Source organism: Oceanobacillus sp. FSL W7-1309, from assembly GCF_038002145.1.
GTDB lineage: Bacteria > Bacillota > Bacilli > Bacillales > Amphibacillaceae > Oceanobacillus > Oceanobacillus profundus.
In genome coordinates, this window is record NZ_JBBOBX010000002.1 from 1,310,567 (window position 1) to 1,336,642 (window position 26,076).

At 39.6% G+C, this 26,076-nt stretch carries 24 protein-coding genes, 3 rRNA genes, 1 riboswitch and 1 other annotated feature; of the genes, 9 read left to right on the forward strand and 18 right to left on the reverse strand.

Annotated features, from left to right (window positions below; all coding sequences use genetic code 11):
• Positions 1–176 precede the first annotated feature (176 nt).
• The 3 genes from NST46_RS19050 (at position 177) to NST46_RS19060 (ending at position 3,170) form a co-directional block, all read left to right on the forward strand.
• Positions 177–1,451: a BaiN/RdsA family NAD(P)/FAD-dependent oxidoreductase gene (locus NST46_RS19050; protein WP_095307622.1), complete on the forward strand. Its 1,275-nt coding sequence runs from the start codon at positions 177–179 to the stop codon at positions 1,449–1,451.
• Positions 1,452–1,517: 66 nt separating this feature from the next.
• Complete coding sequence (locus NST46_RS19055) at positions 1,518–1,724, forward strand: hypothetical protein (RefSeq protein ID WP_095307624.1); 207 nt, start codon at positions 1,518–1,520, stop codon at positions 1,722–1,724.
• A 258-nt stretch (positions 1,725–1,982) separates the two neighbouring features.
• Positions 1,983–3,170 (forward strand): dicarboxylate/amino acid:cation symporter, encoded by a 1,188-nt coding sequence (locus tag NST46_RS19060; protein ID WP_095307626.1) that lies wholly within the window; start codon positions 1,983–1,985, stop codon positions 3,168–3,170.
• A 243-nt stretch (positions 3,171–3,413) separates the two neighbouring features.
• Here NST46_RS19060 and rrf read toward each other — a convergent pair.
• The 4 genes from rrf to NST46_RS19080 all read right to left on the reverse strand — a co-directional run bounded on the left by rrf (position 3,414) and on the right by NST46_RS19080 (position 9,090).
• Positions 3,414–3,529 (reverse strand): 5S ribosomal RNA (gene rrf / locus NST46_RS19065).
• Between the two features lie 118 nt (positions 3,530–3,647).
• A 23S ribosomal RNA gene (locus NST46_RS19070) occupies positions 3,648–6,566 on the reverse strand.
• Between the two features lie 258 nt (positions 6,567–6,824).
• Positions 6,825–8,386, reverse strand: a 16S ribosomal RNA gene (locus NST46_RS19075).
• Together the 16S, 23S and 5S rRNA genes form the textbook arrangement of a ribosomal RNA operon.
• Positions 8,387–8,781: 395 nt before the next feature.
• Complete coding sequence (locus NST46_RS19080; protein WP_095309104.1) at positions 8,782–9,090, reverse strand: rhodanese-like domain-containing protein; 309 nt, start codon at positions 9,088–9,090, stop codon at positions 8,782–8,784.
• Positions 9,091–9,270: 180 nt separating this feature from the next.
• Here NST46_RS19080 and NST46_RS19085 point away from each other — a divergent pair, with 180 nt between their 5' ends.
• Positions 9,271–10,014 carry a hypothetical protein gene (locus NST46_RS19085; RefSeq protein ID WP_379602281.1) on the forward strand — a complete coding sequence of 248 codons (744 nt, stop codon included), beginning with the start codon at positions 9,271–9,273 and terminating at the stop codon, positions 10,012–10,014.
• 67 nt (positions 10,015–10,081) lie between these two features.
• Here NST46_RS19085 and leuS read toward each other — a convergent pair whose 3' ends face one another.
• On the reverse strand, positions 10,082–12,496 hold the full coding sequence (leuS, locus tag NST46_RS19090; RefSeq protein WP_303447875.1) for a leucine--tRNA ligase: 2,415 nt from the start codon (positions 12,494–12,496) through the stop codon (positions 10,082–10,084).
• A 212-nt stretch (positions 12,497–12,708) separates the two neighbouring features.
• Positions 12,709–12,928: a binding site (T-box leader), on the reverse strand.
• A 153-nt stretch (positions 12,929–13,081) separates the two neighbouring features.
• On the opposite strand from leuS, the gene NST46_RS19095 reads away from it, so the two are divergent.
• Complete coding sequence (locus tag NST46_RS19095; protein WP_095309109.1) at positions 13,082–13,663, forward strand: tRNA (mnm(5)s(2)U34)-methyltransferase; 582 nt, start codon at positions 13,082–13,084, stop codon at positions 13,661–13,663.
• A gap of 170 nt (positions 13,664–13,833) precedes the next feature.
• Here NST46_RS19095 and NST46_RS19100 read toward each other — a convergent pair whose 3' ends face one another.
• The 9 genes from NST46_RS19100 to NST46_RS19140 form a co-directional block, all read right to left on the reverse strand.
• Entirely contained in the window at positions 13,834–14,100 is a 267-nt protein-coding gene (locus NST46_RS19100; protein WP_303447877.1) for a hypothetical protein, read from the reverse strand.
• A gap of 36 nt (positions 14,101–14,136) precedes the next feature.
• Positions 14,137–14,697 (reverse strand): GNAT family N-acetyltransferase, encoded by a 561-nt coding sequence (locus tag NST46_RS19105; RefSeq protein WP_340003232.1) that lies wholly within the window; start codon positions 14,695–14,697, stop codon positions 14,137–14,139.
• A gap of 20 nt (positions 14,698–14,717) precedes the next feature.
• Complete coding sequence (locus tag NST46_RS19110) at positions 14,718–15,479, reverse strand: AAA family ATPase (protein WP_341137598.1); 762 nt, start codon at positions 15,477–15,479, stop codon at positions 14,718–14,720.
• Positions 15,480–15,565: 86 nt separating this feature from the next.
• Positions 15,566–16,036 (reverse strand): hypothetical protein, encoded by a 471-nt coding sequence (locus tag NST46_RS19115; RefSeq protein ID WP_341137599.1) that lies wholly within the window; start codon positions 16,034–16,036, stop codon positions 15,566–15,568.
• A 40-nt stretch (positions 16,037–16,076) separates the two neighbouring features.
• Positions 16,077–16,415 (reverse strand): DUF1992 domain-containing protein, encoded by a 339-nt coding sequence (locus NST46_RS19120; protein ID WP_095309120.1) that lies wholly within the window; start codon positions 16,413–16,415, stop codon positions 16,077–16,079.
• A gap of 96 nt (positions 16,416–16,511) precedes the next feature.
• On the reverse strand, positions 16,512–16,910 hold the full coding sequence (locus NST46_RS19125) for a VOC family protein (RefSeq protein WP_095309122.1): 399 nt from the start codon (positions 16,908–16,910) through the stop codon (positions 16,512–16,514).
• Between the two features lie 196 nt (positions 16,911–17,106).
• A complete protein-coding gene (locus NST46_RS19130; protein ID WP_341137600.1) occupies positions 17,107–17,667 on the reverse strand; it encodes a VanZ family protein in 561 nt (186 codons plus the stop codon).
• Between the two features lie 15 nt (positions 17,668–17,682).
• The gene (locus NST46_RS19135; RefSeq protein WP_341137601.1) at positions 17,683–18,147 is read right to left on the reverse strand and encodes an FtsW/RodA/SpoVE family cell cycle protein; all 465 of its coding nucleotides are present in this window, start codon (positions 18,145–18,147) and stop codon (positions 17,683–17,685) included.
• Positions 18,147–18,701, reverse strand: coding sequence for a sigma-70 family RNA polymerase sigma factor (locus tag NST46_RS19140; protein ID WP_341137602.1), 555 nt, complete (start codon positions 18,699–18,701; stop codon positions 18,147–18,149). The genes NST46_RS19135 and NST46_RS19140 overlap by 1 nt, the downstream gene beginning before the upstream one ends.
• A 195-nt stretch (positions 18,702–18,896) precedes the next feature.
• Between NST46_RS19140 and NST46_RS19145 the strand changes: the two genes are divergently transcribed.
• The 3 genes from NST46_RS19145 to NST46_RS19155 all read left to right on the forward strand — a co-directional run bounded on the left by NST46_RS19145 (position 18,897) and on the right by NST46_RS19155 (position 21,645).
• Positions 18,897–19,991 carry an AI-2E family transporter gene (locus tag NST46_RS19145; protein WP_095309133.1) on the forward strand — a complete coding sequence of 365 codons (1,095 nt, stop codon included), beginning with the start codon at positions 18,897–18,899 and terminating at the stop codon, positions 19,989–19,991.
• 549 nt (positions 19,992–20,540) lie between these two features.
• Positions 20,541–20,897, forward strand: a complete 357-nt coding sequence (locus tag NST46_RS19150) for a PadR family transcriptional regulator (protein ID WP_303448032.1) — start codon at positions 20,541–20,543, stop codon at positions 20,895–20,897.
• Positions 20,887–21,645, forward strand: coding sequence for an HAAS domain-containing protein (locus NST46_RS19155; protein ID WP_303447886.1), 759 nt, complete (start codon positions 20,887–20,889; stop codon positions 21,643–21,645). Before NST46_RS19150 ends, NST46_RS19155 begins: the two co-directional genes overlap by 11 nt.
• 55 nt (positions 21,646–21,700) lie before the next feature.
• Here NST46_RS19155 and NST46_RS19160 read toward each other — a convergent pair whose 3' ends face one another.
• Together NST46_RS19160 and NST46_RS19165 are read right to left on the reverse strand one after the other, a co-directional pair.
• The gene (locus NST46_RS19160) at positions 21,701–22,138 is read right to left on the reverse strand and encodes a DUF1801 domain-containing protein (RefSeq protein ID WP_095309139.1); all 438 of its coding nucleotides are present in this window, start codon (positions 22,136–22,138) and stop codon (positions 21,701–21,703) included.
• On the reverse strand, positions 22,131–23,153 hold the full coding sequence (locus NST46_RS19165) for a tetraprenyl-beta-curcumene synthase family protein (RefSeq protein ID WP_095309284.1): 1,023 nt from the start codon (positions 23,151–23,153) through the stop codon (positions 22,131–22,133). Before NST46_RS19165 ends, NST46_RS19160 begins: the two co-directional genes overlap by 8 nt.
• 152 nt (positions 23,154–23,305) lie before the next feature.
• Here NST46_RS19165 and NST46_RS19170 point away from each other — a divergent pair, with 152 nt between their 5' ends.
• The gene (locus NST46_RS19170) at positions 23,306–23,827 is read left to right on the forward strand and encodes a gamma carbonic anhydrase (protein WP_303447887.1); all 522 of its coding nucleotides are present in this window, start codon (positions 23,306–23,308) and stop codon (positions 23,825–23,827) included.
• A 42-nt stretch (positions 23,828–23,869) separates the two neighbouring features.
• Here the strand turns inward: NST46_RS19170 and NST46_RS19175 are convergent, their stop codons facing one another.
• Both NST46_RS19175 and metK read right to left on the reverse strand, forming a co-directional pair.
• Positions 23,870–24,310, reverse strand: coding sequence for a DUF4181 domain-containing protein (locus tag NST46_RS19175; RefSeq protein WP_251661355.1), 441 nt, complete (start codon positions 24,308–24,310; stop codon positions 23,870–23,872).
• Between the two features lie 101 nt (positions 24,311–24,411).
• A complete protein-coding gene (metK, locus tag NST46_RS19180) occupies positions 24,412–25,608 on the reverse strand; it encodes a methionine adenosyltransferase (RefSeq protein WP_251661357.1) in 1,197 nt (398 codons plus the stop codon).
• Positions 25,609–25,815: 207 nt separating this feature from the next.
• Positions 25,816–25,924: riboswitch (SAM riboswitch) on the reverse strand.
• Between the last annotated feature and the right edge of the window lie 152 nt (positions 25,925–26,076).

Genomic DNA, 26,076 nt, shown 5'->3' on the forward strand with positions numbered 1-26,076 from the left:
AATCATCAATTTTTGGCAAATAGGACTGTAAATAACTTTTCTTTTTTTCATACATTCGCTTAGATAAAGGTTTAGAGGATCAGAAGTTTTCTAAAGAGCTTTTCAAATTTATTCTGTCATCTATGGCGAAATGTAGTGTATAAGTGGTAATATACATAGGAAAGGAATGAATCAAATTGAAATATGATGTAATTGTAATTGGCGGAGGTCCATCTGGGCTTATGGCAGCCATATCAGCAGCCGAGCATGGTGCAAAGACAATGCTCCTTGAAAAAGGAAAAAAGCTCGGGAAAAAGCTTGCCATCTCTGGTGGCGGCAGATGTAACGTAACAAACAGACTCCCGCAGGATGAAGTGATTAAACATATCCCTGGAAATGGGAAATTTCTATATAGTGCATTTTCTATCTTTAATAACTATGATATTATCGATTTTTTTGAAAATATGGGCGTAGCATTGAAAGAAGAGGATCATGGCAGAATGTTTCCTGTTTCTAACTCTGCACAAAGCGTTGTTAATGCCCTTATCGATAAATTAAATGATTTACATGTATCAATAAACATGAACACGAAAGTCAAAGCTGTACACTATGATAACACGACACACACGGTTATCTTAGAAGATGGAGAAAAAATAAACACCAAAACGATTGTTATTGCAGCCGGCGGAAAAGCTGTCCCTCACACCGGATCTACAGGTGATGGCTATGCTTGGGCGAAGAAGGCGGGACATACGATTACAGAGCTTTACCCTACAGAGGTTGCACTGACATCAAAAGAGCCTTTCATCCAAAACAAAAGCCTGCAAGGTCTTTCCTTACGCAACGTTGCTTTATCTGTTTTAAACAAAAAAGGTAAGCCTATTATCACGCATCAAATGGACATGCTCTTCACCCATTTTGGTGTATCTGGACCCGCGGTATTACGTTGCTCTCAATTTGTAGTTAAAGAATTAATGAAGGGAAATAAACAAGTTCCCGTTTTATTGGATGCTTTACCTGATAAAGACGAAGATAAATTGGTACAACATCTTTTAGAAACAATGGAATTAAATCCTAAAAAATCATTCAGAAATGTGATAAAAGGAATTGTACCCGAACGTTTATTAAACTACATCCTTATACAAAACAATGTTACAGATGAGCAAAAGTGTGCGAATGTGTCAAAAGAAACGGTTCGCTCGATCGTGCACACAATTAAAAACTTTCACTTCTATGTGCATGGTTCGTTGCCGCTTGAGAAAGCCTTTGTAACAGGTGGCGGTGTTACCATTAAGGAAATTGTACCGAATACGATGCAATCTAAATTAATGCATGGACTTTATTTTTGCGGGGAAATATTGGATATTCACGGCTATACCGGTGGTTACAATATCACCTCAGCACTTGTAACAGGTAGGCTTGCCGGAATGAATGCAGCCACTGAAGCGTCTTATATGGTATATGATTCCTAGGATTTTTTTGCTCGCTTCGGTCAACCTAAGATTGTCTGATACTTTGACAGAAAGGGTTGATGATACATGCAAAAGAACGGTGCTTGGTTACCACTTCTTGCTTCCGTCGGCGTTGGGGCAGCTACCTATTATACCATGACAAGAAATAATCAAAACCTTGGTCAAGTTGCTCAAAAATTCTTACCATTCATGTCTGGTGGAATGGGTGGTAATAACAGCAATAGTGGAAATAATAGCAGTAGTGGAAGCATGGGTCCCTTTGGGATGAGCTAATCAGATAAAGCCTTCTGTAGCAATAATTTCCAGCATGAAATGTCATGAATTATTCTCTGATATTTGCTTGGAAAATGCAATTCACGATGCAGTAAGAAAGTATCCTATTACTTACTTAGCTGCAAAAAAAGCGTGCCATTTTGGTACGCTTTTAAAATTGTAGTTTAATTGCGAATTATCCCACTTTTTATATAGTATGGTCTTCACTGTATCAGTTAGTGTATACTAAAAAAATATATATCTTTAGGGGGAACAAAAATGAAACGATTTGGTTTACTCGCACGAATTATTACTGCCATTATTTTAGGTATTGCCATTGGTTCCTTCAGTAATGATTGGCTTATACAATTCTTTGCAACATTTAATGGGCTCTTTGGTAACTTTCTGAGCTTCATTATCCCACTTATTATCCTTGGTTTCATCACACCGGGAATTGGAGAAGTTGGACGTGGTGCAGGAAAATTGTTAAGTGTTACTGCCGGCCTTGCGTATACTTCAACAATCATTGCCGGAATCATTGCTTTCTTTACTGCTAAAAGTCTTTATCCCACAATGCTAAGTGGTCAGTCTCTTCAAGCATTTACAGATCCTACTGCTGGATTAAGTGAAGCATTCTTTGTAATTGATATGGCTCCACCAATGGAGGTTGTAACAGCATTATTGCTTTCATTTGTTATCGGTATTGGAATTGCAGCGGTTAGAAGTAATACATTACTAAATATAGCGAATGACTTTCGTGATATCGTCCAACTTGTTATCGAAAAGGTAATTATTCCGTTACTTCCTTTCCATATCTTTGGTATTTTCGCCAATATGACGCATGCAGGACAAGTTGCAACGATTCTAAGTGTTTTTGCAAAAGTGTTTGTTATGATTATCGTACTTCATATTTTATATTTAGTCGTTCAATATACTGTTGCTGGTTCATTAAGTAAACAAAATCCATTCATTATGCTAAAAAAGATGACTCCTGCCTATTTTACTGCATTGGGAACACAATCATCAGCAGCAACGATTCCGGTAACATTAGAACGAACGAAAACCATAAAGGCTCGAAAAAATATCGCAGATTTTACCGTACCATTATTAGCAAATATTCATCTATCTGGAAGTACAATTACATTGATGAGCTGTTCACTTGCTGTTTTATTTTTACAAGGAGAAGCAGTCTCATTTATCTCAATTTTACCATTCCTACTTATGTTAGGTGTTACAATGGTAGCTGCCCCAGGAGTTCCAGGTGGAGCGGTTATGGCCGCAATTGGATTATTAGAGGTTATGCTGCACTTTAATCCTACAATGGTATCTTTAATGATTGCACTATACTTAGCACAGGATAGTTTCGGAACAGCATGTAATGTAACTGGTGACGGAGCTATTACTGTCATCACTGATTCGATAAGCACTAAATTTAATATTACAGAAGCTGATAAATCAGAAGCTTAACAGCTAAAGAAAAAGCGCCCTTAGCAACTGTAGAGTAGGAAGCCTATCTTCAATACTGCACTTTTAAGACGTAGCTAATTAGGTACTATGGCAATCAAATTTCATAGTAACATAAACAATAAAAAGGGATGTCCTCATCACATATGAGACACATCCCTTTTTATTGCTCAACGAAAACAATGTACTTCGTATATAATTGTAAAAAGGAGTTACGAATTATTTTCGTAACTCCTTTTTACATGTGCCTGGCGGCGTCCTACTCTTGCAGGGGCAAAGCCCCAACTACCATCGGCGCTGAAGAGCTTAACTTCTGTGTTCGGCATGGGAACAGGTGTGGCCTCTTCGCTATTGCTACCAGACAATCCTCAAAAACAAGGACAAGTTTTATTATATGCATTTCCGAATAAAAATGCAAGGTTTTTTTGAATTTATACCTTAAAAACTAAATAAGAGTAAACAAGACATCAAATAAAGAATTTAGTTAAGTCCTCGATCGATTAGTATCCGTAAGCTCCACGTGTCACCACGCTTCCACACCGAACCTATCAACCTCATCGTCTCTGAGGGATCTTACTCACTCGAAGTGATGGGAAGTCTCATCTTGAGGGGGGCTTCATGCTTAGATGCTTTCAGCACTTATCCTTTCCACACGTAGCTACCCAGCGATGCTCCTGGCGGAACAACTGGTACACCAGCGGTGTGTCCATCCCGGTCCTCTCGTACTAAGGACAGCTCCTCTCAAACTTCCAACGCCCACGACGGATAGGGACCGAACTGTCTCACGACGTTCTGAACCCAGCTCGCGTACCGCTTTAATGGGCGAACAGCCCAACCCTTGGGACCGACTACAGCCCCAGGATGCGATGAGCCGACATCGAGGTGCCAAACCTCCCCGTCGATGTGAACTCTTGGGGGAGATAAGCCTGTTATCCCCGGGGTAGCTTTTATCCGTTGAGCGATGGCCCTTCCATGCGGAACCACCGGATCACTAAGCCCGACTTTCGTCCCTGCTCGACTTGTAGGTCTCGCAGTCAAGCTCCCTTGTGCCTTTACACTCTACGAATGATTTCCAACCATTCTGAGGGAACCTTTGGGCGCCTCCGTTACCTTTTGGGAGGCGACCGCCCCAGTCAAACTGCCCGCCTGACACTGTCTCCGAACCGGATCACGGTCCTGGGTTAGAATGTCCATACAGCCAGGGTGGTATCCCACGGATGCCTCCACCGAAGCTAGCGCTCCGGTTTCCAAGGCTCCCACCTATCCTGTACAAGCTGCACAGACATTCAATATCAGGCTACAGTAAAGCTCCACGGGGTCTTTCCGTCCTGTCGCGGGTAATGCGCATCTTCACGCATAGTATAATTTCACCGGGTCTCTCGTTGAGACAGTGCCCAAGTCGTTGCACCTTTCGTGCGGGTCGGAACTTACCCGACAAGGAATTTCGCTACCTTAGGACCGTTATAGTTACGGCCGCCGTTTACTGGGGCTTCGGTTCAAAGCTTCGCCTTGCGGCTAACATTTCCCCTTAACCTTCCAGCACCGGGCAGGTGTCAGCCCCTATACTTCGCCTTTCGGCTTCGCAGAGACCTGTGTTTTTGCTAAACAGTCGCTTGGGCCTATTCACTGCGGCTCCATGTAAATGAAGCACCCCTTCTCCCGAAGTTACGGGGTCATTTTGCCGAGTTCCTTAACGAGAGTTCTCCCGCTCACCTTAGGATTCTCTCCTCGCCTACCTGTGTCGGTTTGCGGTACGGGCACCTATGATCTAACTAGAGGCTTTTCTTGGCAGTGTGAAATCCGGAACTTCGGTACTAAATTTCCCTCCCCATCACAGCTTGAAATTGCCAGACGGATTTGCCTATCTGACTTTCTCACTGCTTGGGCGCACATATCCATCAGTGCGCATTCCTTATCCTACTGCGTCCCCCCATCGCTCAAACAATCATGAGGTGGTACAGGAATATCTACCTGTTGTCCATCGCCTACGCCTTTCGGCCTCGGCTTAGGTCCCGACTAACCCTGAGAGGACGAGCCTTCCTCAGGAAACCTTAGGCATTCGGTGAAAGAGATTCTCACTCTTTTTTCGCTACTCATACCGGCATTCTCACTTCTAAGCGCTCCACCAGTCCTCACGGTCTGACTTCACAGCACTTAGAACGCTCTCCTACCATTGTTCGTAAGAACAATCCGCAGCTTCGGTGATACGTTTAGCCCCGGTACATTTTCGGCGCAGAGTCACTCGACCAGTGAGCTATTACGCACTCTTTAAATGATGGCTGCTTCTAAGCCAACATCCTGGTTGTCTGGGCAACTCCACATCCTTTTCCACTTAACGTATACTTTGGGACCTTAGCTGGCGGTCTGGGCTGTTTCCCTTTCGACTATGAACCTTATCACCCATAGTCTGACTCCCAAGTAAAAGTAACTGGCATTCGGAGTTTGACTGAATTCGGTAACCCGGTGAGGGCCCCTAGTCCAATCAGTGCTCTACCTCCAGTACTCTATTTCTTGAGGCTAGCCCTAAAGCTATTTCGGAGAGAACCAGCTATCTCCGTGTTCGATTGGCATTTCACCCCTACCCACACCTCATCCCCGCATTTTTCAACATACGTGGGTTCGGGCCTCCAGTCAGTGTTACCTGACCTTCACCCTGGACATGGGTAGATCACACGGTTTCGGGTCTACGACCGCATACTCATTCGCCCTATTCAGACTCGCTTTCGCTGCGGCTCCGTGTCTTCCACTTAACCTTGCATACGATCGTAACTCGCCGGTCCATTCTACAAAAGGTACGCCGTTACCCATTAACGGGCTTCGACTACTTGTAGGCACACGGTTTCAGGTTCTATTTCACTCCCCTTCCGGGGTGCTTTTCACCTTTCCCTCACGGTACTGGTTCACTATCGGTCACTAGAGAGTATTTAGCCTTGGGAGATGGTCCTCCCGGATTCCGACGGAATTCCACGTGTTCCGCCGTACTCAGGATACACTCCGGAGGGAATTCTTTTTCAACTACAGGGCTGTTACCTTCTGTGGCTGACCTTTCCAGGTCGATTCATTTAAAGAATTCCTTGGTAACTCCGAGTGGAGTGTCCTACAACCCCAGAAAGCAAGCTTTCTGGTTTGGGCTCTTTCCGTTTCGCTCGCCGCTACTCAGGAAATCGATTTTTCTTTCTCTTCCTCCGGGTACTGAGATGTTTCAGTTCCCCGGGTCTACCTCATGCACCCTATGTATTCAGATGCATGTACTGTTCCATTACGAACAGTGGGTTCCCCCATTCGGAAATCCCCGGATCAAAGTTTACTTACAACTCCCCGAGGCATATCGGTGTTAGTCCCGTCCTTCATCGGCTTCTAGTGCCAAGGCATCCACCGTGCGCCCTTATTCACTTAACTAAGTTACAGTAAATAAGCGTACTAATTTATTAGCCTTGCTTTTATTTAAAAATATTGATGTCGTTGTTACTCTTATTTAGTTTTCAAGGTACAAGCTTCCACAGGATGTGGTGACTTCTGTGTTCGTCACAGGACGTGACGGGTTTTAACAGAAGATCCTTCAATCCTTTGAGAGATCTTTTTTACTCTCTCAAAACTGAACCAAACAACACAGTATGCCCTTCCTACCCGAAGGTAGGGTTCCGTAATAATCCTTAGAAAGGAGGTGATCCAGCCGCACCTTCCGATACGGCTACCTTGTTACGACTTCACCCCAATCATTAGTCCCACCTTCGGCGGCTGGCTCCAAAAGGTTACCTCACCGACTTCGGGTGTTACCAACTCTCGTGGTGTGACGGGCGGTGTGTACAAGGCCCGGGAACGTATTCACCGCGGCATGCTGATCCGCGATTACTAGCGATTCCGGCTTCATGTAGGCGAGTTGCAGCCTACAATCCGAACTGAGAATGGTTTTATGGGATTGGCTTGACCTCGCGGGTTCGCTTCCCTTTGTTCCATCCATTGTAGCACGTGTGTAGCCCAGGTCATAAGGGGCATGATGATTTGACGTCATCCCCACCTTCCTCCGGTTTGTCACCGGCAGTCACCTTAGAGTGCCCAACTGAATGCTGGCAACTAAGATCAAGGGTTGCGCTCGTTGCGGGACTTAACCCAACATCTCACGACACGAGCTGACGACAACCATGCACCACCTGTCACTCTGTCCCCGAAGGGAAAACTCTATCTCTAGAGGTATCAGAGGATGTCAAGACCTGGTAAGGTTCTTCGCGTTGCTTCGAATTAAACCACATGCTCCACCGCTTGTGCGGGCCCCCGTCAATTCTTTTGAGTTTCAGCCTTGCGGCCGTACTCCCCAGGCGGAGTGCTTAATGCGTTAACTTCAGCACTAAGGGGCGGAAACCCCCTAACACCTAGCACTCATCGTTTACGGCGTGGACTACCAGGGTATCTAATCCTGTTCGCTACCCACGCTTTCGCTCCTCAGCGTCAGTTACAGACCAGAGAGTCGCCTTCGCCACTGGTGTTCCTCCACATCTCTACGCATTTCACCGCTACACGTGGAATTCCACTCTCCTCTTCTGTACTCAAGTCCTCCAGTTTCCAATGACCCTCCACGGTTAAGCCGTGGGCTTTCACATCAGACTTAAAAGACCGCCTGCGAGCGCTTTACGCCCAATAATTCCGGACAACGCTTGCCACCTACGTATTACCGCGGCTGCTGGCACGTAGTTAGCCGTGGCTTTCTGGTTAGGTACCGTCAAGGTTGGGTCAGTTACTACCCAACTTGTTCTTCCCTAACAACAGAGTTTTACGATCCGAAAACCTTCATCACTCACGCGGCGTTGCTCCGTCAGACTTTCGTCCATTGCGGAAGATTCCCTACTGCTGCCTCCCGTAGGAGTCTGGGCCGTGTCTCAGTCCCAGTGTGGCCGATCACCCTCTCAGGTCGGCTACGCATCGTCGCCTTGGTGAGCCGTTACCTCACCAACTAGCTAATGCGCCGCGGGCCCATCTGTAAGTGACAGCCGAAACCGTCTTTTATCTTCTCACCATGAGATGAAAAGTGTTATCCGGTATTAGCTCACGTTTCCGCGAGTTATCCCGATCTTACAGGCAGGTTGCCCACGTGTTACTCACCCGTCCGCCGCTCATTCCATAAACATCACCCCGAAGGGTTCTGTTTATTTCCTGCGCTCGACTTGCATGTATTAGGCACGCCGCCAGCGTTCGTCCTGAGCCAAGATCAAACTCTCCATAAAAGTTTGTAATACTTAGCTTTTGTAGAAGCTGACTTCTACTTGTTTTAAAAAGAAAAACGAGTTTCCTTTTTCTTGACATACTGGTTGTTTTGTTCAGTTTTCAAAGAGCAAATTTGTTAACTTATAATTACAATACCACACTAGTAATCAACAATAAATCTGAAAAACAAATCATTTTCGACTTTTCCTAACTAGTGGATGTTTATTATAGCATTTCTCATAAATACTTGTCAACATTTATTTTTAATTTGTCGAGTTCATTTTGAAGCTGAAAACTTATTTCATTTGCTTCTCTTCTTGACAGCAAAATTTATACTACACCCCTTAAGTTCAAAATGCAATACCTAAATAAAAAGAAGTTATTTTCAGAATTACTGAAAATAACTTCTTCTCTATTAATCGACGATTACTTCGCCTTCCCACTCCAACATGCCGCCTTTCATATTGGAAACCTTAAAACCTTGTTCATCCATATATTTGGACGCATTCATACTTCTTGCTCCTGATCGACATACAAGTATATACGATTTATTTTTATCTAAGTCAGCTACTGCTTCCGGAATATTTCCTAATGGAATATGCTTGGCTGTTTCAATTATTCCTTGAGCAACTTCTTCATCTTCTCTTACATCAATGATTATAATATCTTCCTCGTTCATCAGCTTTTCTACTTCTTTAGGTGCTACTTCATTTATTTCTGGCATATTGTCATCCCCTTTATTGTATTCAATTTCAATTTTACGTATTTCACGCATAGGATGCAAACACAATGCGCAACCTACAAGAACTAACAAAGCAAGAAGTAATTCATTTTATTTGCAAAGGTGAAGTTACATTCAATTCACCTTACATATACCACATTATTATTTCAAATAAAGGAAGTGATGAACGTGAAATATTTTTTTCTCATATTGATGATTGCATTTCCAACAATTACATTTGCTGCAGAAACAGCACCAGATAGTATCTTAATTGAAACATACCAAGCTGATGTAACAGGAGATGGAGAAAACAATACAATCGAATTGAAAGGAAAGCTTTTTGCTCCAGACGCACAATATTATCAAGATATTTGGGCTGAGATTCGATCTTCTGATAAAGAAGAGTGGAAAATCAATTATGGTGGTGGTTACGAACCAAAGCTGCAATTCATTGATCTGGATCATGACGGAATAAAGGATATCTTCTATCAAAGTCCGACTGGTGGGAGTGGCGGTTTATACACTTCTTTCTTACACACATTGGTAAATCAGGAGTTAAAAGAAATCCCTTTACCAGAACAGCGCTATGTTAGTGGTAATTTTGAAGAGAATTTTCAAGTAATTATTGAAATTGTCCCTAATGGCAAGCCAATTGTGATGGATGTTAAAGACCGTGCAGAGGATTATATACGTCTTGGAATTTATGATAAAAAAGGCAACCTTTTAAAACCTACTTCATTAATGATTGATCCAATTGCTTTTTATGAACCAATATCGATTAGCGAAAGCAAAGGGTATGGTCTAAAAAGCTATCAACAAATTAGCGGTGCCTACCACGCAGATCGTCTTGGCACAATTGAAACATTATGGTATTTCGAAAATGGCGAGTGGATTATTTTACAAACGAATTGGGTTGAATCCAGTTAAATGGACGTGACACTTCATAAAAAAAGATCTCCTCTTTAAATATAGAAGGAGATCTTTTTGGTTTCATTTAGTTCGCTACTACGTTTACTAATTTTCCTGGCACGACGATTACTTTTCGAATTGTTTTTCCTTCGATCCATTTTTGCAATCCTTCATCTGCTAATGCTAATTTTTCCAAGTCTTCTTTCGAAATATCTTTCGGCACACTTAATTTCGAACGAACTTTGCCCATGACTTGAAGAACTACTTCTACTTCATCTTCCACTAATTTCGATGCATCGAAGACCGGCCATTCTTCGTAGGTAATCGTATTTGAGTGGCCAAGTTGTTCCCAAAGCTCTTCAGCAATATGTGGGGCAACTGGAGAAAGCATCTTCACAAACCCTTCCACAAATGCTTTTGGAATTTGATCTGCTTTGTAGCCTTCATTAATAAATACCATCATTTGCGATATTCCGGTATTAAAATGCAGATTTTCAAAGTCATCTGTTACCTTTTTCACCGTTTCATGGTAGACCTTATCTAAAGCTGTATTTTCTGCTTCCACAATTTTCTCAGAAAGGGTACCATCATCGTTCATGAACAATCTCCATGTACGATCAAGGAACCTTCTAGCACCGTCTAATCCATTTGTTGACCATGCGACAGACGCATCCAATGGCCCCATAAACATTTCATAAAGACGTAATGTATCTGCACCATGAGATGTTACAATATCATCCGGGTTTACAACATTACCTTTGGATTTACTCATTTTTTCGTTACCTTCGCCAAGAATCATCCCTTGGTTAAATAACTTTTGGAATGGTTCTTTTGTTGATACGACTCCAATGTCATATAAGAACTTATGCCAGAAACGTGCGTATAGTAGATGAAGCACGGCATGCTCTGCTCCACCGATATAAATATCGATTGGCAACCATTCTTCCAGTGCAGCTGGATCTGCTAGCTGTTCGGTATTTTTCGGGTCAATGTATCGTAAGAAATACCAGCAGCTTCCCGCCCATTGCGGCATGGTGTTTGTTTCACGGCGCCCTTTCATTCCGGTTTTCGGATCAACAACATTTACCCAATCACTGTTATTAGCAAGTGGAGATTCCCCTGTACCAGATGGTTTAATCTCTGACATCACTGGTAGTTCCAATGGAAGTTCTTCTTCTGGAACAGTTGTCATTGTACCATCTTCCCAATGAATAATCGGAATTGGCTCACCCCAATAACGCTGTCTCGCAAAGAGCCAATCGCGCAGGCGATACGTAATTTTCTTCTCGCCTTTTCCTTCAGCGACAAGCCATTCAATCATTTTGGAGATTGCCTCTTCTTTTCCAAGCCCATCTAAGAATCCTGAATTGATATGTTCTCCATCACCAGTAAATGCTTCTTTTGTTATATCTCCACCTGAAACTACTTCCACAATTGGCAATTCAAATTTTGTTGCAAATTCATAGTCCCGCTCATCGTGTGCTGGAACCGCCATTATTGCACCAGTTCCATATGACATTAATACGTAGTCTGCAATCCAGATTGGCATTTTTTCATTATTCACAGGGTTAACTGCATATGCACCAGTAAATACACCTGTTTTATCTTTTGCTAAATCAGTACGCTCCAAATCGGATTTCGTTTGGACTTCGTTCAAGTAAGCATCTACGGCAGCTTTTTGTTCTGCACTTGTTATTTTTTCGATAAACGGATGTTCTGGGGCAAGCACTGCATACGTTGCACCAAATAATGTATCTGGACGTGTTGTAAATACAGTAAATTCTTCTTCATGTCCATCAATTGCAAATGTTACTTCTGCGCCCTCTGAGCGGCCAATCCAGTTACGTTGCATTTCTTTTAAGCTGTCTGGCCAATCTAATTCATCTAAATCTTCCAACAAGCGATCAGCATATGCAGTAATTTTCAGCATCCACTGCTTCATTGGTTTACGTACGACCGGATGTCCACCGCGTTCACTTTTTCCATCAATTACTTCTTCATTCGCCAAAACTGTACCTAATGCCGGACACCAGTTCACCGCAACCTCATCGATATAAGCGAGCCCTTTTTCATAAAGCTTTGTGAAAATCCACTGTGTCCATTTATAATAATTCGGATCTGTTGTATCGATTTCACGATCCCAATCATACGAAAAACCAAGTTCTTGTATTTGGCGTTTAAATGTCGCAATATTTTTTGCTGTAAATTCAGCTGGGCTATTCCCTGTATCAATTGCATATTGTTCTGCCGGAAGCCCAAATGCATCCCATCCCATCGGGTGCATTACTTCATAGCCTTGCATTCGTTTCATACGCGATAGAATATCCGTTGCCGTATAGCCCTCGGGATGTCCTACATGCAGCCCTACTCCTGAGGGATATGGAAACATATCAAGTGCATAGAACTTCTCTTTTTCAGAAAAGGTTTCCGTTTTAAACGTTTTATTTTCAAGCCAGTGTTTTTGCCATTTTTTTTCAATTTGCTGATGGTTAAAGCTCATCTAATTTTCCTTCCTTTCGCTGTACAACGCTTGTATTTTCCATTAGAAAACTTGGCATTCGTTAAAGGGATTCTTACGAAAGCGTTCTTTGCTTTTTTAGAAGCCCTTATACTTTGGAGTGCAAGTATTTAGGCGATGCCTTAGTTGCACTTATGCAGATAAGAAAGTCTAACACTTTCTTATCTGCGAAAAAAAAAGCCACTCATCCCCAGAAAAGGGACGAGAAGCTGTATCTCCCGCGGTACCACCCAAATTAACGCATATATTCGCGTTCACTTGTTATCTTTAACGTGGATAGACGGCAGGAATTACTCCTATTCATTCCTGCAACATTAAAGGTGAGTTCATAAAATCTTTCAACGGCAGTTTCCACCGAGCACTGCCTCTCTATGCCTGAAAAAAATTACTACTAATCCTTATCAAAGTCGTTAGATTATTTAACCGAATTATAATGAATCCGGTAACTATTGTCAAGGTAACCTCATTTTAAAGGTTCGCCTCAGTTTTTACTGCATTTCTTGATTGGCATTTTCGTGATAACATGAAGGAAGAGATAAATCTAATGAAAAGGAATGTGCTGCATATATGCTAAAAGGAATTCTAAATTATGCTCATTATTTATTAGAAGAAACGATACAATCGGGTGAAAAAGTAATTGACGCAACGTGCGGAAATGGAAATGATACCTTATTCTTCAGTAAGCTAGTCGGTGAAAACGGTCATGTTTATGCCTTTGATATACAGGACCAAGCAATTGCAAATACGAGAAAAGTATTAATTAACAATAATTGCTCCAATGTATCTTTAATCCACGATAGTCATGAAAGAATTCTGGATTATTTTCCAAAGGATAAAAATGAAGAAATTGCAGGTGCGATTTTCAACCTCGGTTATTTACCTAGAAGCGATAAAACAGTAATTACAACACCTGATTCAACGGTGACTGCTGTAGATGCTATTTTAAACCGTTTGAAAAAAGATGGACTTGTCGTTCTTGTTGTATACCACGGCCATGAAGGTGGCAAGGAAGAAAAAGAAGGACTATTAAAGTACCTGCTTCAACTAGATCAAAAGCAGTTTAATGTCTTACGCTATGGCTTTATTAATCAAAAAAATGACCCACCTTTTATACTTGCTATTCAAAAAAAAGTTCTTAAATTAAAATAGGTACAATGAATTGCAATGTATTATTCTCTGTTTTTTGGAAATGCCAACACGAACAGAATCATTTTTTAATAAAGGCAATTAATAACTGGAGCAGGATTCTCTTTTGAGATGACGGCTCTTTGTTTCAATACTGCGAGATTCACTTCCAAGCCCTTTTTTAAAAATCCCAATTAACTTTTTCCCTTTAGACTAGAAAAGGCATCTTTCATAAGGCTGAGCGCAAGTATCATAGCAACAAGCGCTCCTGCAAAGAATGCAATCGTATAGGATGCCATGTTTTCCGAATCAACTTGATTATTTATTTCAAAAGATAGGAATCGAACTGCAATTGCTCCATCTTCTCTTGAAGCACTAAGCAATTCCAGTCCTGTTTGTAGTGTAATAATTGCAAAGTATGTAAAAAATATCGCCAGCAACCAGCGAATGACGGTCCCCATCTTCTCTCTCCTTTTCTAGAAGTTACGTATGCCTTTTCATATTGAGTCGTTATTCCGATAATAGATTAATAAATCTGTCCAACGTCCACGCTCGTAAGTAAATTCATTTCTTGTACATTCATAAATAAAACCAGCACTTTCTGCTAATCGAATCGACGGCTCGTTATCCATATTGATATGCAGTTCGATACGATGATAGTTTAATTGTTTAAAAAATAAATGTGTGGCAGCAATAACACTTTCTTTTCCATACCCCTTCTCCCAAAACTGATTATGTATAAAATATCCCATCATAGCCCATTGGTATTTCGCCCGTAATATTGTCGATAACTCGACAGTCCCAACATTGGCTCCATCTTCTTTTCGAAAAACACCCAAAATATACATATCATCTTTTTTTGCACCTTCACGGAACCCTTGGACCCATTTACTAAACCAATCCTTTGTAAAACGAGACATGTCAATATAACCTTCATCGTATTTGGATTGCGATGGCAATCGCCGACTAAATTGCGTATACCAATTTTCATAATCCTGCTTCTGATATGGTCGAATAATTAATCGTTTTGTTTCACTCGTTAAATCTGGTGCTTTCATAGCCTCACTCCTATTCAATATCATTGAAACAGGTGATGCAGTAATCTATCTTTATCATCAAAAAATTGCTTCATCACTTTATAATGCTCTGTATCTTCTAAACGCTGTTTTTCCATACCGACCTCCGTAAGCTGAATGATTCGTGCATCTGGATAAGCCATAAGAATCGGTGAATGTGTGGAAATGATAAATTGTGATCCTTGATTAACGAGCTCGTGGATTCTTACAAGCATTGATAATTGTCTTATTGGAGATAATGCTGCTTCTGGTTCATCAAGGATATACAAGCCTTGGCCACGGAAGCGATTCGTAAATGTTGCAAAAAAAGATTCACCATGTGATTGCTCGTGAAGAGATTTACCACCAAATGAATCGATAATTCTTGATCCACTATATGGTGACGCATCCATATCCATTTCTTCAATATTGCTCGCAACATTGTAAAAGGATTCCGCTCTAAAGAAGAAGCTATCATTAGGCAGGTATGGCCCCTTTGCGATTCTTAAAAACTGATCTAAATTTGAATGCGAGTCAAAGCTTGAGAAATTAAAGTTCTTCGTTCCACCTTCTGGATTAAATCCAAGTGCAATTGCAATCCCTTCCAGCAAGGTTGATTTCCCCATTCCATTTTCTCCTATAATATAGGTTACGTTCGGGTGGAATAATAACCTTTTAAAATTTTTAATAACCGGAAGATCGAATGGAAATGCGTCGTATGAATGAATACTATCTTTATGTAATTGAATCTCTTTAATAAATTGATCCTCTTGATTTAATTTCATTTTTTCCCTCCCTATACGTATATGTAATCTAGTCACGCCATTGCATCTGGACAAGCAAATGAAAAATCTAAGACTTCCGAGTCTGCTTAATCCCAATGATTGAACAACACATGACCAACTGTTTCAGGCTGCCAATAGACTAAGTCAGCTAATTCTTCTTGAATCAATTCATTTTCGTTAAGTAAAACACCCTTTTTACGTCCTGACCTGAGCTGAATTCGCTCATTCAATTCCGCTTTCAGCAAAATTGTATAGTAAGGTGCAAATTGCTTTGTTAATATTGGCACATCAATAAAAGTTATGTTAAAAAAATCAACCTCACTTGCAACAGCAAGATATGGATAATTCTCATTTAAGAGCAGATGCAATCGCTTATTAAAAACCTCCAGATCGACATGAAAATAATTTGTATCGATTTGCGGTTGTGTAAATGCTTTTACGCTCCCACCTAGCTGCGCGATAAGTGTATAGCATAATCGCTTAAAGTCTTTCCCATCTGGTTTTGGCAAATCATTTGAGTTTTGAGTTTTTCCTGTAATCCCTTTTTGGAGAATCACATAATCTCCTCCCTTATAGTGTTGACTGGCAACAAATACCTTACCAGATTACTTTAGCCTCCTCTAGCTTATCCAGCTCAACTGGGAGCTTTTGCATGGATGGGGGACAAACAGTATTATACTCTTTGATTTTCTTATTAATTTTCTTTATGTCTTTTTGCGTTTTAGCAGTTAACAACATGGCCGCAATTTGCTTTTGAATCTTCAGCCAATACGGCAAGTACCCTGCATCTTTTGCAATCTGCTGGAAGTTTTGAAAAATATCTCTTTCCACATATCCCTTTGGCAACGGCCTTCCCGCACCCTTTAAGTTAAAATTATCTTTTTCACCAGCTGCTTCGAGTATCTCACCGATTAAATCATTGTGTTTTTTGTCCATTGTTCATCTCCCCCTTTTCGGTTTACAACTAATAAGCTCTCACATAACTTTTATAGTATATAATATGCAATTATGCTTTAAAAATTGAACCAACAATTAAACGGTTGCGACAAGCTCCACCTTTATTCTATCTGGATCCTCGAAAAAAACAGCATAATGCTTCTTTCCACCAGCAAAGGGATGATGCTCCCTGTATAAAATGGAAATGCCCTTTTGCTCTAATCGCTTTGTCATTACATCAACATGTTCACGTGATTTAGCGTAAAAAGCAAGATGATTAAGACCAACACGCTTCCGATGGTAGGAAGCGTCTAGATAAATTTCCTCAGTTTGAACAAAAACGAGGTAACTGTCCTCTAGCTTCCAACTGCGTCCCTCGTTCCAACTTTGGTAAAGCTCATATCCCAATTCCTCCAATAACCAACCCCAAAATGCTATTGAATCTTCCAAATTTGACACGTTAATTTCCACATGATGAATAAGGCCCTTTGTCATCGTCTATTCTCCCTTAAAAAACTTTTCAATCTAACATATATATTTCGCTATTTCTTTCATGAATTCCTCTATTTGATAAAGGGCTTCCCTCTATTAACCACATTACACTTCGACAGCAAGCTAAAAGATTCTTGCCTATCCCCATCAAAAAATAAGCTTAGGGCAGTTCCAGCTGCACGCTAAGCTTATTTTCATTTTAATATTTATGCTGAATGCGTCTCCTGAATCTCATAGCTACTTGCATACACATAAAACCTATCACACCACCAAACGTATTTAAAAGTATATCATCGACATCAAATCCTCTCGCCCAAATAACTCCAAAATAACTGAGGATTAATTGGAAAACTTCAATTGCTAAATTGAGAATAACGATCATTAATGCTGCTTTGGAAATTTGTTTAACTTGAAATAAAAGTGCTAAATAGACTCCAAATGGTACGAGCATGATCAAATTATAGAATGTTAATTTCACCGAATTCCAAAAATAGAAATCTAAACCATTTGCCTGATAATGCATCACCCAGTCATTGACAAAAAAGAAAGGTATCCACTGCACTTTAATCATTCTCGCTTCCAACGGCGGTATGGTGATCCCTCCCATTGTAAGCTGCAGGACATACACAAAATAAAACATAAACGTATAAAAAATAAATTTCCTTAACAGATTTCTTCCTTTATTGCGAATCAAATCGATCACTATATATAAAAGTATTAATATTGTTCCAAAAAATGCAATGTTAATAGTCAAATGCATAAGCTTCGTTCCTTCCTACGAATGGATATTAAATTGTAAATCTTTTTGTCGATAAGCACTTAGAACAACACCAATAACAATTGCATGAATCAATGTTGGCATCAAGCCATAACTAATAAACGGCAGTGGCATACCAGTTAAAGGCAAGTACCCAAAATTCATCCCGATATTGTAGATCAATTCAATCGTAATGAGTGCAATTCCACCAATCGTCAGGAGTTTTCCAAACGAATCTTTCATCATATTACTAACAGCAATTAGTCTACTTATTAAAAGAAGCAAAATGAGAATGATAAAAAAAGACAGTACCAATCCGTACTGAGCTAACAGATTGAGAAAAACAAAATCGGTATGTCCTTCATATAGGAATAATTGCATATCGGACTTCCCAAACCAATTTAGATGCTGTAGTTGTTGTTTAATTATCAAATAAAAATAACCTTCGTCAGAGGCGAATTGCTCTGGTTTCGAGTATCCCATCAAGCGATTATGAATATTTTCGGCAAATAGCCATGTTCTTTTAGTAGTTGCTTCGCACGTCTTAATCGTGTTTTTACGGTATTGGAATTGATACCAGTTACGCTAGCAATCTCTTTAATTGGCATTTCTTCAAAGTAAAACAGATAAATAACTTCTCTAAATTCAACTGATAAAGACATGACAAGTGCGACTAATCGATCATCCTCATCCTGTTGAATCACTTTGCTCTCTAGTTGATTGGCTTCATCGAACTCAGAATCGAGAACCTCATTTGAAAGAACTACATTTTTGTTATACCAGCTTTTCAAATAATCTTTACAATGATTGATTGCAATACTCCAAAGCCAGGTTTTCAATTTAGCCTTCTTCCTGTAGGTATGTAAGTTCCGATAACATTTTATGAAAATATCCTGTGTCAAATCCTCTGCAATCGTTTGATTTTTCACGTACGAATAGACAAGCTGTAAAATATCTTGTCCATAATTTTTCATCATTGTATCAATCATAATTGCTTTATCATCAGATCCGATTGATTCTACGATATACTCATCCACAATTTCCCCTCCTATTAAGTTAGACGAAGCACAAACATGAAAAGTTTTCCCTTCAGCATCAGCATACTATGAAACTCTTTTCAACCCATATGTATAAACAGGCAATATTGTTGGCACAATTGTATCAAAATACTTTCTATTATCTTCCTCTCCATGTAAAATAGAAATAAAAATGGTCGAAAGTAGTGATATTGATTGGTTCATAAACGATGGTTTCAAGTAATGCTTTTTTTAATTATGCTTTTTCTCTTAATCTGGCTTGTTTCAATTACACATTTCATCTTTTTTCCTGTTATTAGATTGATTGGTGCTGTTGCACTCCCAATCATTGGCGCTGGAATTTTGTACTACTTAACGAAGCCATTAATGCATTTGTTCATGCGTCTAAAAATAAATAGAATATTTTCGATTATATTTGTGTACTTAACACTTATCTTAATTGCAACGTTATTCATTATTTTCATTTGGCCGATTGCGCAGAATCAGTTCTCTACAATGATTGACAGCATACCACAAATGGTAAAACTTGCTGAAGAAACAATTCAATGGGTACAAAAGAACTATGAAGCTATTCCAGAGCAGGCAGTTTCGATGATTAATGACTTCGTCGCTGACCTCCCAACACATTTGGAAGGGATAGCAAATAATATCCCAAGCTTTATTGGTGGCTTTTTAGGGCAAGTTGTTTCAATTGCAATGGGAATTGTACTTATTCCGTTCTTCCTTTTCTTCATGCTGAAGGATGGGGATAAATTAATTCCTTTTATCACACAAGTATTTAGTAAGAAAAAAGCAGCCAATGTTAGCAGTTTACTCGTTAAGATGGATAAGGTTTTATCTTCGTTCATTCAAGGACAGTTACTTGTTAGTTTCTTTGTAGGAGTATTGCTGTTAATTGGCTATCTCATTATCGGGTTGGAGTACGCTCTAGCATTTGCCCTTTTTGGGATGATTACCAATGTTATTCCTTTTCTCGGTCCGTATCTAGCTGTTATTCCCGCATTAATCGTAGGTGGATTTCAGGATCCGATGAATCTTATTTGGATTTCGTTAATTATGTTCATCGCCCAGCAAATTGAGAGTTCAGTCATCTCACCTAATGTAATGGGACAAGTATTGCAATTGCACCCGTTAACGGTGATAACAGTTATCCTTGCTGCCGGAAGCATTGCAGGCTTCCTCGGTATTTTGTTCGCGGTACCGTTCTATGCATTACTACGGACAATCATTATGCACTTCTATAATACGTATCGGGATTCTAAGAAAGATAAGGAAGATGCATTGATATAACGTTTCACTTCCACAAAACCGCAGAGAAATTTAATTTTCTCTGCGGTTTTTTTATGGATTCCGGTCACATGAAAGGTCACCAACAGACAATTTGATCGCTGAATGGATCCGCGGGCTATTTTTGTTGCTCTTCATTGCTGGTTTATCAGTTTTAGATTTATTAAAACTCTGATTTGTACTTACCTGCTCTAAATTAAGATTAATCAAAAATCAATTTGATAGTAATTCATGATGCTCCGCTATTCCTGGACATTTGGACTCGACTTCAGTGACCGAATAACACCACTCCTTCTATGATCAGGTCTTCATGCTGACTTTGAGTTACCGTATAAATTGAATATCTCTTCGCCCGGCTACTCATCACTACACCTGGTTTAAAATACTTATAGTTGTTGAACAAGATAATCAAGTACTTCTAGTTTTTAATAAATCGACAATAACACTTGCATTACAAGGTAATAAAACATATACTAAGCATATACCTTGTAATACAAGACTAATATTCCAGAAAACAAATATCTTGTTATACAAGATAAGGGAGGTTTGGTTATTGTGTCGACAACCCAAATGATGAAAGGGATCTTAGATGGTTGCATACTCGCCATCATTAAAAACAAAGAAGTCTACGGCTATGAGCTAGCTGAAAAATTGGAAGGATATGGTTTCTCTAACTTCAGTGAAGGTACAATCTACCCATTATTATTACGCATGCAAAAAGAAAAATTAGTAACCTCTACATTAAAGAAGTCCACAGCAGGACCGAAACGAAAATATTATCGCCTGACAGAAAACGGAGAACAAGAATTGCAAGATTTTATAGAAAGATGGGAGAACTTAAAGACGAACGTTAACCATGTCTTAAAACATGAAACGAAAAAGGAAAAGGAGATTAAACATGATGCCTAAAAACGTACCGCTATCCAAAAAAAGCAAACAATTTTTAGAAAACCTTCGCGTTTACCTTTTTTCAACTGGGAAAAAGGAAAAAGAAATTGATGAAATCGTCGAGGAATTAGAGGATCATTTAATGCAAGCAGAGAAAGATGGGAAATCAATTGAACATATTATTGGTCAATCGCCTAGAGCATACATGGAACAACTTGCTAGCGAAATGCCAATTGACCTTAAAGCTTGGATGAAGTATATTCCAATGATTCTATTTGGTGCTTTTTCGTTCACAGTTGTCAGAGATTTATTTGAAGGAACGCTTGCTTACTCCCTTTTAGAGATTATCGGATTTCTTATCATAGCCATCTTATTCTTAACAAGCATTTCACTTACATTTCGGTATATTGCTGGAAAAAACCTGTCTACCGGAAAACAATTTGCTATACTTTATCCAGTTGCACTGTTACCGATGGCCCTTTTTATCGGTCTGATTTTCCTTAACCAGCATGTTACGACACCAGTCATTAGCTTTGGCATGATTGGAACCATTATCATTGCAATCGTAACATTGATTTTTATAATTGGGATTTCCATTTGGTCTAAAACCTGGGTACTTCCAATTGTTTTAACTTTCGTTTCCCTGCCAGATTATCTGCTCGGCTTTACATCATTAACAGAATCTGCCCGATTAATTACAGGCACTTGTATTACATTTGGCGGCATTTTCATTTATCTTTGGATCTCAAGTAAACTGGCAAAAGCCTAACACACATGAAGGGGATTACCGATTATTCTCTGACTTGGTAATTCCCTTCTTTATGTTACGCATCTTCCCCTGCTTCATTTGGATATTTCTCCTGTAAAAACTCCACAGATTGATTGATCAATGCTTTCAAAACATCCACATTAATATCAGCAAGTTTATTAATATACACACAAGCTTTTCCGGTTGTATGCTTTCCGAAATCTGTCAGCAGATCCTCTCTTCTGTCATCACCGGCTGCAAAATATAAACTATGCTTTGCCCTGCGTGGCGAGAATCCGACTAATGGCGCATCTCCTTCATGACCAGATGCATATTTATAATGATAGGAACCAAATCCAATAATGGTTGTTCCCCACATTTTAGCCGGATATCCAGTTGTTTCTGTAAAAATTTCAAGCAGCTTATAAGCATCCTCTCGCTTTTTGGCATTGTCAATATCCTCAATAAATGCCACAACATCTCGATCATTTTCTTTCATTTTTTGCTCATACATCTTTCATTTCCCCTCTCTTTCCCTCTGCTTTATAATACATACGAATATTCCAATTAAACATTTTAGCAGTAACTCCTCCGGCTTGCAGCAAAGCCTTTCGCATTTTATCACTATATGGAATTGTTTTTACTTTTTTATCACCTAAGTATAGGCCAATTAAGCCTTGATGGATCATTTCATGAAATTTCCGATCTGGCAACCCGCGTACATCTGTTTTTGTCTGTTTAATAAAATAAAGGAAACGCTCTTTCATTTTATTCCAATCCTCATAATAACTACAAAAGTTAAGATCTCCTTCGTCACGATCCTCTTGTTGATCAATATAGTAATCAAGCAAGATATGCAGCCCCTGCATGTAAGGAAAATAGCCATCATAAATAGCTTGCGCTGTATTTGATTTGAGTTTTCCGCCAAGTCCGTAAGATACAAGACAAAAAATTCCCAAGGTTGAACCACTCGCAGCAGAAAATTCATACCATGAGAGATTTTCATTCGTATCTTTATTTTTTTCAAACCATGACGTTAACCGTGGAATTCTTTCTCTTAACTGTACATGCTTATGAACCTGTAAATCTGCGTATAATCCTTGGAGTTTGAGAAGCTGATTCTGGATTTGTTCAAAGGATGCTACATCTCTTAATGTTTCTTGACATGTTTGAACTAACTCCGCAAGATAGCCTCCATCAGCTTGATCATCTCGCAGTTCATAATAATTTTTCATTGGATTCATAGGCGTTAAAGCATCCTTCATCGCTTCATGCAACATACGGAAATCCTTAGGATCAAGCGAAGTGCTTCGATCACAAAGATTATCCAAATAATCACTGATTGTTTGATACGCAACAATAAAACGAACTGCTTTTTTCTCTCTTTCTCCAGCAAGCAGTGCATAAACACTTCCACCTTGACAGTGAAATCGTTTATCTTTTATGCTAGCAAGAGCTTGGGTGCGCAACTCATCATTCGGTATCTGCTCTGCTCTACGCTTCCAGTAATTCATTTCCTCATCAACCATTGGAAAGATTCGTTTAAACACGATTCTTAGTAATGTAATCGCATTTTTTGGTACCTTTGTCAATCTATTTCCTCCATTCCAATTGGTGAAATTTGCTATACTAATTATAGCATCATATACAATAGGAAAACAAAAAACAAGGGGATGTAAACATGATTAGGCCTTACAAAAATATTTATCCAACCATTCACGAAACTGCTTTTATTGCAAAAGATGCTGTAATAAATGGAGACGTTACGATTGATGAGGAATCTAGTGTTTGGTTTAAAGCAATTATCCGCGGTGATGTTGCGCCAACTCGAATTGGGAAACGGGTTAACATCCAGGATTTTTGTATGCTGCATCAAAGCCCAAATAAGACACTTCTCATTGAAGATGATGTCACAATCGGCCATCAAGTTACCTTACACTCTGCTATCGTTCGGAAAAATGCCTTAATTGGAATGGGATCGATTATCTTGGATGGTGCGGAAATCGGAGAAAATGCATTCGTTGGTGCAGGAAGTCTTGTGCCACCCGGAAAGAAAGTACCTCCTAACACGTTAGTAATGGGAAGACCGGCAAAGGTTGTACGCGAGCTATCTGAAAAAGATTATGCGGAAATGGAACGGGTTCGTACATCTTATGTAGAAAAAGGTAAATATTATAAGGAAAATACAAATATGGGACATTAATCAGTTAGGGGCTTGAAATAATAGATCAAGCTCCTCTGTTTATCACCCTAAAAGACCAAAGAACTCAGACCTCAACGCTACAATGACAAGTGTGGAAATAAATATAACTTGACTGAGCGTAAATAGATAATCATTTTTCCCTTCTAGGTATTTCCACTCCATGTATGCTCGAAACAATTCCTGTATACCAGTGAAGATCATGCCAAGTAAAAATAAATACAGCGTAACATCAGAACTCGAGGAAATAGTTGTATAAATGAAATAAAATCCAGCACCTATGTATGCAATGACAGCTATTAATCGTAACCTTTTATCATACTTTTCATGTATATCGTTCACATAATTATTAGAAAACCATTTTGGACGCTTCACGTGCAATAATATTCTCATGATCGAATTAAATATAAAAATAATAAGTGAAAGCACACCTATTAATATGACAATATCCAGTAGTAGACCACTATTATCTTCATAATAGTACATGAGCATTCCTCTCTTTCTAGATTATAAATCGTATGCTAGCCCAAACTCCATCAGCTAAACAAAAAGCTGCACAACTCAATAAGAGCTGTACAGCTATAATATTATTTTGTCAATGCGATTAACTCATCAACTTTATCTGTTTTTTCCCATGAAAATGCAACATCCGTTCTACCAAAATGACCATATGCTGCTGTGTTTTTAAATATTGGCTGACGAAGGTCGAGCATCCGAATAATTCCTGCTGGGCGAAGATCGAATAATTTGCGAACCGCAGCTACAAGTGTTTCCTCGCTTACCTTTCCAGTACCAAATGTATTAATCGCAATGGATACAGGCTCTGCTACACCAATTGCATACGCCAATTGAACCTCACATGACTTCGCAAGACCTGCAGCAACGATGTTTTTTGCAACATAGCGAGCTGCATATGCAGCAGAGCGATCTACTTTCGTTGCATCCTTTCCACTAAATGCTCCACCGCCATGTCGTGCATACCCACCGTATGTGTCTACGATGATTTTACGACCAGTAAGTCCTACATCCCCCTGTGGTCCCCCAATTACAAAACGACCAGTTGGGTTAATGAAATACTTTGTGTTTTCATCCAAGAGATCAGCAGGTACAACGGCACGAACCACATGCTCAATCATATCTTTTTCAATTTGTTCAGTAGTAGTATCTTGGTGATGCTGTGTAGATATAACGATTGTGTCGATTCGGATAGGCTGATCATTTTCATCATATTCTACAGTAACCTGTGTTTTCCCATCCGGGCGCAGGTAATCTACAATTTTTTCTTTTCTTACATCAGCAAGGCGCTTCGCTAATTTATGCGCTAATGAAATCGGTAGTGGCATAAGCTCTTCGGTTTCATCACAAGCAAAACCAAACATTAACCCTTGATCTCCAGCTCCTATTGCATCAATTTCATCCTCGCTCATTTTTCCTTGGCGTGCTTCTAGTGCGGTGTCAACACCGCCAGCAATATCTGCTGACTGCTCATCAATTGCCGTCATTACAGCACATGTTTCCGAGTCAAAACCATATTTAGCTCGAGTATAGCCAATTCCTTTTATCGTTTCTCTTACAATAGCAGGAATATCTACATATGTGCTTGTCGAAATTTCCCCCGCTACTAACACTAATCCAGTTGTTACAGTTGTTTCACACGCAACTCGTGCATTCGGATCCTTTTTTAAAATTTCATCTAGGATAGCATCTGAAATTTGGTCTGACATTTTGTCTGGATGACCTTCTGTTACTGATTCTGAAGTAAATAAACGTCGATTTACAGCCATTAGGCTAAACTCTCCTTTATTGTATGTTACGGAACTCTAATTTAAATGTTCTACATATATTATTCAAAGTACCTTCAAAAGGTAAAACTTTTCCCACTGACCAGGTCAATCGCTTTTCTATGAATATCATTTTATATATAACTTCTCTATAAAAAACAAAAAAGCCTTTCCTTCAAAGACATGAGGAAAGGGTATACTGGCCTTTCGCTCTTATTGTTCAAGGAAGTGTTCCTTGCATCAGGTTAGCACCAATTCACATCATGTGATGGTTGCTGGGTTTCATCGGGTCTGTCCCTCCACCAACTCTGAATAAGAGTATCCGTTCAACCTTTAGATTAACGAAAGTAGCTGTAGGTGTCAACTATTTTCGGATGGTGGGCTATTATATATTTTTTATAATTTATTTTTAAATAGTATGGACTAATAATATAAATGTGTTATACTAATAAGCATCTTAAGAAAATAAAA

Excerpts from the sequence above, each read along its gene's own strand:
- NST46_RS19055 (WP_095307624.1), top strand. The coding sequence starts at position 1,518 with ATGCAAAAGAACGGTGCTTGGTTACCACTTCTTGCTTCCGTCGGCGTT.
- NST46_RS19060 (WP_095307626.1), top strand. The coding sequence starts at position 1,983 with ATGAAACGATTTGGTTTACTCGCACGAATTATTACTGCCATTATTTTA.
- NST46_RS19080 (WP_095309104.1), bottom strand. The coding sequence starts at position 9,090 with ATGCCAGAAATAAATGAAGTAGCACCTAAAGAAGTAGAAAAGCTGATG.
- NST46_RS19085 (WP_379602281.1), top strand. The coding sequence starts at position 9,271 with ATGAACGTGAAATATTTTTTTCTCATATTGATGATTGCATTTCCAACA.
- leuS (WP_303447875.1), bottom strand. The coding sequence starts at position 12,496 with ATGAGCTTTAACCATCAGCAAATTGAAAAAAAATGGCAAAAACACTGG.
- NST46_RS19095 (WP_095309109.1), top strand. The coding sequence starts at position 13,082 with ATGCTAAAAGGAATTCTAAATTATGCTCATTATTTATTAGAAGAAACG.
- NST46_RS19100 (WP_303447877.1), bottom strand. The coding sequence starts at position 14,100 with ATGGGGACCGTCATTCGCTGGTTGCTGGCGATATTTTTTACATACTTT.
- NST46_RS19105 (WP_340003232.1), bottom strand. The coding sequence starts at position 14,697 with ATGAAAGCACCAGATTTAACGAGTGAAACAAAACGATTAATTATTCGA.
- NST46_RS19110 (WP_341137598.1), bottom strand. The coding sequence starts at position 15,479 with ATGAAATTAAATCAAGAGGATCAATTTATTAAAGAGATTCAATTACAT.
- NST46_RS19120 (WP_095309120.1), bottom strand. The coding sequence starts at position 16,415 with ATGGACAAAAAACACAATGATTTAATCGGTGAGATACTCGAAGCAGCT.
- NST46_RS19125 (WP_095309122.1), bottom strand. The coding sequence starts at position 16,910 with ATGACAAAGGGCCTTATTCATCATGTGGAAATTAACGTGTCAAATTTG.
- NST46_RS19130 (WP_341137600.1), bottom strand. The coding sequence starts at position 17,667 with ATGCATTTGACTATTAACATTGCATTTTTTGGAACAATATTAATACTT.
- NST46_RS19135 (WP_341137601.1), bottom strand. The coding sequence starts at position 18,147 with ATGGGATACTCGAAACCAGAGCAATTCGCCTCTGACGAAGGTTATTTT.
- NST46_RS19155 (WP_303447886.1), top strand. The coding sequence starts at position 20,887 with ATGATGCCTAAAAACGTACCGCTATCCAAAAAAAGCAAACAATTTTTA.
- NST46_RS19160 (WP_095309139.1), bottom strand. The coding sequence starts at position 22,138 with ATGTATGAGCAAAAAATGAAAGAAAATGATCGAGATGTTGTGGCATTT.
- NST46_RS19165 (WP_095309284.1), bottom strand. The coding sequence starts at position 23,153 with ATGGTTGATGAGGAAATGAATTACTGGAAGCGTAGAGCAGAGCAGATA.
- NST46_RS19170 (WP_303447887.1), top strand. The coding sequence starts at position 23,306 with ATGATTAGGCCTTACAAAAATATTTATCCAACCATTCACGAAACTGCT.
- NST46_RS19175 (WP_251661355.1), bottom strand. The coding sequence starts at position 24,310 with ATGTACTATTATGAAGATAATAGTGGTCTACTACTGGATATTGTCATA.
- metK (WP_251661357.1), bottom strand. The coding sequence starts at position 25,608 with ATGGCTGTAAATCGACGTTTATTTACTTCAGAATCAGTAACAGAAGGT.